Source organism: Arsenicibacter rosenii (genome assembly GCF_001870735.1).
Lineage (GTDB): Bacteria > Bacteroidota > Bacteroidia > Cytophagales > Spirosomataceae > Arsenicibacter > Arsenicibacter rosenii.
Map to the genome: position 1 here is coordinate 1 of NZ_MORL01000052.1, position 6,742 is coordinate 6,742.

Consider the following 6,742-nt stretch of genomic DNA (forward strand, 5'->3'; position numbering starts at 1 on the left):
CGACGTTACCCTGGAACATGAAGTTGAAATCGAACTTCCGGAACGAGAACCCTGACGAAAACGAGAAGGTAATCGGCGGATAGTCTGAGCCACGGATCGGGTACTTATCGAGGTTGGTTACCCGGCCGTCGCCGTTGAAATCAAGGAACTTATAGTCACCGACATTCAGCTTCTGGAGATCAATTGCGGAAGTATTATTGTGGATATCGTCTACCGAGGTATAATAGCCCGTACCGGTCAGGAGCACACCGTCGAGCTGGGCGCCCAGTGGTTTGCCCTGCTGCTTCTGGTAATCGAAGGCATACGGTAAGTCGTCCTTAAACAGAATCCGGTTTTCGTTGAAACCGAAAATACCTTTCACGAAATAGTTCAGCCCGAAATTGGTACGGTTGCGGTATTCGGCTTCCAGTTCAATACCATGTTTTTTCAGACTACCACGGTTCAGCTCCTTAAATGAGTTACCAACCAGCATCGTCACCGTACGCGGTACCAGCAACATTTTCGACCGTTGTTCGTCGAACAAATCGACGCTGAACGTAAACTTGTCGTTAAATAAGCCCAGCTCCATACCGATATCCCGTTTGCGGGCTTCTTCCCACTGCGAGTTCAGGTTCGGGCCAAGGTCTTCGTGAATATACCCTGCATTATCCTTGAAGTAATCACTCAGATAGAGCCAGCGGTTTGCCGCAATATCGCTACCCACTTTACCATCCGAATACCGGAACTTCAGCTTACTGATCCACGGTGCGTTATCTTTTACAAACTTCTCTTCAGAAGCCAGCCAGCCAACGGCTCCCGACGGGAAGAATCCATAGCGGTTGGCGGGCGCAAAACGCTCCGAACCGGTATAGCCGAGGTTAACTTCCACGAGGTATTTACCGGCATAATCGTAGGTCCCCCGACCAACCAGGGCCTGGTTGTAATACGGGAACTGCGTTGTCCGGTCTCGTTGCTGACGGTTGGCCAGGGCCAGACCCGAAACGCTGTGTTTGCCGAATGTCCGCGCATAATTCATCGACAATTCATAGTAGAAATCCTTGTAATAGTCATTCTCCATTTCACCGACGTTGATGTCGAGCGGACCTTGCTGGAACATCTCATTGCCTTGCCCGTTCCGGAACCACGGATTCAGCTCTGTACCGATTTTGGTGTAATCAAGCTGATATTCGGGGAACGTATAACTGGCGTATAAGGAACGGTTACGGTAATACGTACTCATCGACACCTTACCTTTCATGCTCAGCCCCTGTGTCACAAAATCCAGTTTCTGATCCAGAATAAGGTCCGTAAACAGTTTCGAATCAAGATAACGGTTAAACGAACCCTGATTCATTGACGTATATGGATTACCGGTAAACTCACCGAAGTTCATTGCCAGCCGGTCTCCTTTGGCATTCGGATAGTCAGGATCAGGCACCTGATCTAATACCCACGACGGGAAATAGGCCGGATACCGGGCCGGGCCTGTCGAGTACAGGTTCCGCCACGGGCTGTCTGTCGGCTGGTTTTTGATACCGGTTTCCCCCCCGACGTTCAGCGACAAGGTCGTATTTTTGGTCAGGTTGAAATCAATATTGGTCCGGTAGTTGAACCGGTGGTACCAGTACCGTGTATCATCATACCCGTTATGGTAGGCTTTGAAGAAATCGCCCTGGTAGGTATAACCCAGTGAGGTAAAGTATTTTATGGCGCTGGTTCCGCCCGATACGTTGAAGTTTGCGTTCGCGTTAGGAGCAAACTCCTTAGTCATCAGGTCAAACCAGTTTACGTTCGGATACCGGAGCGCGTTGAGCGGTGTCGACGGATTTTTGTATTCATTCAGCGCCGACTGCGGAATCAGATCCTGAAACGATTGCCCGTTCATCATGGCCACGTTATACATCGACATGGTCGTAAACGAACTGATATGATCCGGAATCCGGGTTGCCCGTGAAACGCCGTAGGATCCGGTAAAGTCCAGTTTCGGTTTACCGACTGCCCCCCGCTTGGTGGTCACGATAACAACCCCGTTTGCCCCTTTGGCTCCGAATACGGCCGTTGCCGACGCATCTTTCAGGACCGAAATAGTGGCAATTTCGTTCGGGTCCATATCGCGGAAATCGCGTTCAACCCCATCGACCATGATCAGGGGCTGCGAGCCGTTCCAGCTCGACAGACCACGGATAACAATTTCGGAGTGGTCGCTGCCGGGTTCACCGCTTTGCTGCATGGTCAATACCCCCGACAGCTTACCGGCCAACGCATTGGTAACGTTGGAGGTACCGGAGCGCATCAGGGCTTTGTTATCGACCTGCGTAATGGCTCCGACTACACTTTCTTTCCGCTGTGTACCATACCCTACCACAACAACCTCCTGGAGGGATTTATTTTCGGCAATCAGTTTAATGTCAATGTTGCGCTTAGCTCCCACGGAAACTTCCTGCGACACATACCCGATATAACTGAAAATCAGAACCGGATTTGTTCCGTTAACGGTGATTTTGTACTTACCGTCCTTGTCGGTAGAGATCCCGTTCATCGTGCCTTTTTCAACGACGTTTACACCAGGCAGTGTTTCTCCGTCGTCGCCTTTTACCACACCGGTAACGGTAATGGCAACCATCTTGTCATCTTTCAGGGCGCTCACAGGTGTTTTCCTGTGCTTCGGCTTATCCGGAAGGGCCCTCACCTGCCCGACGCAAAGCCATTGTAGCACCAGTCCGGTTACCGCACACCGGTAGATGACCGCAATAGGTAGTCGTTTCAATTGCATAATTCTGAAGATTGCGTGTTATATGTTAAATTAATAGGGTATTCACTTGCCAGGTTTGTAAGGATGTATGGACAAAATCATTCCTATAGCGCTGATTTTTGCAAACCAGACACAAAAGTTGCGGCTCTTGTTGATGGGTTTATTTTGTCTAGGTAACGTTAAGGTTGTTTATGCACTCACCCTGCCTTAACAGGCTGGTTTTTGGTTTTACCGGCCCACGGACATATAAAATTCTAGTTAAAAGGTTGTGTCCGTTTATAGCACAATTCATTGGTTTTGTGTACTAAAGTGGCACCATTTTTATATTTACCCTTCTTAAATCAAAAAAACAGCAAATATTTTAACGTGTTATTTTGACATTTTTTAATCTCAGTCCAAAAAACTCAAATCAGTCAAAAAGGTGAGTAGAAAAAAACGGGATGTTCATTTTGTATAGTTTTATAGCCGGAATGTATGCGAATCAGAAAAGCCCCGGCTCATTAACTTCCGTGCATACGGACATACTTTCGCCGGTATGGACACCATTTCTCTGAATTCTGTGTTGCACAGATAAAGACAAATACTCCTTTCATGAAATTACTCTACTCCTATCTGAGCAGATACTGGGGCCTGCTTATTCTTGCCCTGTTACTGGCTGCCATTAATCAGATTTTCTCACTGCTTGACCCGTACATTTTCCGGAAGATCATTGACCAGTATGTAGTAAAGCCCAATGGTAAAGGGCTGCATTCCTTTAATTTTATGGACTTTCTGGCCGGTGGTGCCGGGCTGTTGATTCTTCAGGCGCTGGGTGTGGCCATGGTAAGCCGTATTGCCAAAAACTTTCAGGATTATTACGTAAATGTCATTACGCAGCGGCTGGGAGCGCGCTTGTATACCGATGGGCTGCGCCATTCGCTGGAACTGCCGTATCAGGTTTTTGAAGACCAGCGGTCCGGCGAAACCCTGGGCAAGCTCCAGAAAGTGCNGATTCAGTCGTTTGTCAATATCCTGTTTACCTCCATCGTCGGCATTGTCTTTGTTATGTGGTATGCCAGTACCGTCTACTGGCCGATTGCACCGGTGTATTTTCTGACGATTCCGCTGCTCGGTTCGGTGAGTTCGCTGCTGAGCAAGAAAATAAAGAAAGTGCAGAAAACCATTGTGGCCGAAACAACGGCCCTGGCCGGTTCAACCACCGAAAGTCTGCGTAACATCGAACTGGTTAAGAGTTTAGGGCTGGCCCAGCAGGAAACCGAACGCCTGAACGGGACAACGGAGAAAATCCTGAAACTTGAGCTGAAGAAAGTGCGCTATATCCGGTCTCTTTCGTTCGTACAGGGCACATTCGTCAACCTGTTGCGCAACGGGATCATGCTGATGATGCTCTTTCTGGTGGTGCAGGGCGACATTACCGTCGGGGAGTTTTTCTCGCTGTTTATCTACTCCTTTGCCATCTTCGGTCCTTTGCAGGAATTAGGCAATATCATCAATACCTATCGCGAAACCGAGGCATCACTGGCTAATTTCCAGCAGATTCTGGATACGCCAAAAGATGTGAGGCCTGCTCACCCCGTTCATGTCGAAAAAATCCGCTCTCTCGGATTTGATCAGGTACGGTTTAAGCATTTATCGGCCGAAACACCGGCGCTGAACGGCATTTCTTTTGATGTTTCGCTGGGCGAAACCATTGCCTTCGTGGGGCCATCGGGGTCAGGCAAAACCACGCTCGTTAAGCTGCTGGTCGGACTGTATCCGCCTTTGTCAGGCAAAATTCTCTACAACGGCATTTCGTCGGCCAATATTGACCTGGACGAATTGCGGGAACAAATCGGTTTTGTGACCCAGGACACCCAGTTGTTTGCCGGAACCATCCGCGAGAACCTCCGCTTTGTGGCTCCCAATGCCACCGATGAAGAATGCCTGAAAGCCCTGCACGAAGCCGCCGCGGATTCACTCCTGAACCGTGCCCCACAAGGACTCGATACCGTAATCGGCGAAGGCGGGGTGAAGGTTTCCGGGGGAGAAAAGCAGCGGCTGAGCATTGCCCGCGCCTTGCTGCGCCGGCCGACACTGCTGGTATTTGACGAGGCGACCTCAGCCCTTGATTCACTGACCGAAGAAGAAATCGGCAAAACAGTCCGGCAGCTTTCGGGCTCACGGCAGCACATCACCATTCTGATTGCCCACCGGTTGAGTACCATTCTGCACGCCGACCGCATTTTTGTGCTTGAAAAAGGGAACGTGGCCGAGCAGGGCCGCCATGAAGAATTACTGGCACAGAAGGGCCTTTACTATGCCATGTGGCGGCAGCAGATCGGGGAGCGCAAAGAAGCTGTGGCGGTGTAATGATACTTGTTTTCCAGCGCGTTTAGCTTCCGGAAGGTTTAACCCCTTCCGGAAACCGAACGCGCTGGAAAGTATAAGGGAAACCCGGGTTTACCGCTTCACGGATATAAGGAAGTCTTTCCGGTCCTTGATTTCGAGCAGCACGTAGATATTCTTGATGTGATATTTAACCGTGTTGTTTGAAATACACAGCGTATCCGCAATTTCTTTGTTGGTCATACCGGTCAGCATACACTGTAACACCTCTTTCTGCCTGCCCGAGAGTTCATTAATCAGCGACAGCATGTTGTCAGGAATATCTTTTTCTGACAATTCAGGTAGTTTCAGGGCCGGCATTTCAGCAGCGTCAATGGCGGGTTCAGCGGTAAGCCGCGTGGCTTCTTCCCGGATCAGTACAGGCTCAGAAACGCTTTGGCCGGCCGACAATGGCGCCGGCTGATTTGCAAAAGCAGCTTCCAGTTCCGACCGCATCCGGAGAATATCAGCATCGGTTTTTGCCTTTTGCCGGCGGAATTGCACCAGCCAGTAGACCAACGCCGCCAGAATAGCGATCAAACCGCCGGTTGAGAGAATCAGGGCATTGGTGTTGGCTTGCTGCTGTTTTATCTTTTTGTCGCGTTCATCGAGCAGATAAGACTCCTTCTGATCGTGCAGCGCAGCAATTTTTTCTTCGCGGGCATAAATGAGATTCAGTGAGTCGAGCTTTTTCCGGGTCGCAACACTGCCCGCAAGGTCATTGCGCTTTTCCAGAATTTTCAGTAACTCTTCATAGGCATAAATATGGTATTTAATGATGGAACACGAATCAGCATAGTGAGCCGATAACTGCAAGGCCTTATTAAGCTTTTCCGGCTGATTCATAGCATCATACAACTGCATTTTTTTGACATAAATCATCGGCAAATGACAGGCAGCAACTTGCCTGAGCAAGCCGATGGCTACATCGTAAGTTTTCTCCGCGCGTTCATAGTCTTTGTTCAGAAACTGCAGATAAGCCTGCTGCATAATCAGCTTAGCCTTGTTTTCTGTATCAATATAGTTGTAGCCATTCTTTTCCAGCACCTTCATGATACTATCCGACCGGGTATAGTGCCGGATATCAAACTGCACGAGTGCTTCTTCGGCCAGCAATTCCTGACGATAGGCTTCTTTTCTATCTGTTTTGGCCGCAATCGAATAGGCTAAATGCAGATATTTCAGTGTAGACTGGTAATCGAACACACGCTTATAGGTGTACGAAAGCAGAAGGGCAGCCTGGTATTTTTCATCCGCTGTATACTGGTCAGCCTCCAGTACGGGCAACAACAGCGCCTGCGCTTCATTAAACTTCAGCTGATTATTCAACTGGTATACCTTTTCCTCAAGCTGGTGGTAATTGTTTGCTTGTCCGAAACAGAAAAGGCTCGTGAAAACACCAATCAGAATTACCAAAATCCGGGGAGCATAAACGTCTCTGAACATGGCCTTTATTATTTTCAAAAATGAGAAAAGTACAATTTAAGCAAACATCATCCGGCCTTAATCAAGCCCACACAAGGTCCGCTGATACCCTGCCAGGGCTCAAGATTTACCCTGTTCCGCCTGACTGAGAAAGCGTTAAGGCTTGCTGTACCGATTTTGTTACTTAGAATACGACAAATATCATAAAATAGATTGCTAACT

At 48.9% G+C, this 6,742-nt stretch carries 3 protein-coding genes; 1 reads left to right on the forward strand and 2 read right to left on the reverse strand.

Annotated features, from left to right (window positions below):
* The coding region (locus tag BLX24_RS29220; RefSeq protein ID WP_229201917.1) for a SusC/RagA family TonB-linked outer membrane protein at positions 1 to 2,752 on the reverse strand (2,752 nt) is incomplete at its 3' end.
* Between the two features lie 570 nt (positions 2,753 to 3,322).
* On the opposite strand from BLX24_RS29220, the gene BLX24_RS29225 reads away from it, so the two are divergent.
* On the forward strand, positions 3,323 to 5,080 hold the full coding sequence (locus tag BLX24_RS29225) for an ABC transporter ATP-binding protein (protein WP_071506764.1): 1,758 nt from the start codon (positions 3,323 to 3,325) through the stop codon (positions 5,078 to 5,080).
* Positions 5,081 to 5,170: 90 nt separating this feature from the next.
* Here BLX24_RS29225 and BLX24_RS31920 read toward each other — a convergent pair whose 3' ends face one another.
* Positions 5,171 to 6,541: a helix-turn-helix transcriptional regulator gene (locus BLX24_RS31920; protein WP_083422258.1), complete on the reverse strand. Its 1,371-nt coding sequence runs from the start codon at positions 6,539 to 6,541 to the stop codon at positions 5,171 to 5,173.
* Between the last annotated feature and the right edge of the window lie 201 nt (positions 6,542 to 6,742).